Origin of the sequence: Sporolactobacillus shoreicorticis, assembly GCF_024125445.1 — a bacterium.
GTDB lineage: Bacteria > Bacillota > Bacilli > Bacillales > Sporolactobacillaceae > Sporolactobacillus > Sporolactobacillus shoreicorticis.
The window spans coordinates 1-1262 of record NZ_JAMXWM010000084.1 but is presented as its reverse complement, the minus strand read 5'-3'; the positions used below and the strand labels follow the sequence as shown (position 1 = coordinate 1262).

The window sequence follows — 1262 nt, the reverse complement described above, 5'->3', positions numbered from 1 at the left end:
GAAGATGAACGAGGAACAGAAAAAGCAGTACGAGCTTGAGAAACTGCAGGCAGAGCTGGAAACGTACAAGAAGAAAGATGCCTACCATGCGCTTTCCAAAGAGGCTTCTAAAATGCTGGCTGAACACGAGATTATCGCTGACGACACCCTGCTTTCGTTCGTCGTGAAAGACACAGCGGAAAATACACAGGAAGCGGTTCAATCGTTCGTGAAGCTGGTTGAGAAACACGTAAAAGCTGGCGTGAAACAAGCACTGGCTGGCAAGCCGCCTAAGGTGACTAAAAACCCAACGACGAACAATCCGTTCAGTAAGGAACACTTCAACCTGACGGAGCAGGCAAGACTTTTCCGGGAGGATCCGGAACTGTACAAAAAATTAAAAGCACAAGCATAAGGAGGAGTTTGAATTGGCTGTTACAAGAATTGCTGATATTATTCAGCCGGAAGTTTTTACCCAGTATGTGATTCAGAAAACGATGGAAGTTTCAAATGTACTAAATAGTGGCATTGCCGAGAATAATGCACTGTTCGATCAACTAGCTTCTGGCCCGAGTACGTTGATCAATATGCCCTACTTTGAAGATCTGACGGGCGAGTCAGAAACATTGAAAGACCAGGGCTCCCTAACACCAGGTGCGATTGGTACGAACAAGGATGTTGCTCGGAAGAATGGGCGCGGAAGAGCCTGGGGAGCAAATGGCCTGTCAGCTTACCTGTCCGGTGCCGATCCACTAGGTTCGACAGCTAATCTTGTTTCAGGATTCTGGGCGCGTGATCGTCAGAAGGTGCTACTTTCGACACTTGCAGGTGTGTTCGCCTCCGAATCGCTGGCTGGAAAAGTACATGATATTTCCGAAGCCGAGGGTGATGCTGCTTTAATCAGTGGCGAGACTTTCATTGACGCTAACCAGCTGATGGGTGATGCCAAGGACAGTCTGACAGCGGTAACTTTTCACTCTGCTGTTGAGTCTTATCTGGCAAAAAGACAGCTGATTGAATACGTTCAGGAAGCCGGTCAGAATGTCCGTGTCCCTTACTTTATGAATAAGCGTGTCATTGTGGATGATGGCATGCCATTTGACACGACTACTAAAATCGGAACCGCGTATTTGTTTGGTACCGGTGCACTGGCCTGGGGCAATGGCTCACATCCGGATGTGTTAGCCACCGAGACCGATCGTGATTCGTTGGCTTCGAGCGGTGAGGATTTTCTGATCAATCGTCAGCTTTATATTCTGCATCCGCGCGGCATTAAGTTCACT

2 protein-coding genes are annotated in these 1262 nt (G+C 48.2%); both read left to right on the top strand.

From position 1 onward, the window contains the following. A partial coding sequence (locus NIE88_RS22050) for a DUF4355 domain-containing protein (RefSeq protein WP_253065705.1) occupies nt 1-394 on the top strand: 394 nt, incomplete at its 5' end. Nucleotides 395-407: 13 nt separating this feature from the next. Then, on the top strand, nt 408-1262 hold an 855-nt coding region (locus NIE88_RS22045), incomplete at its 3' end, for a coat protein (protein ID WP_253065704.1).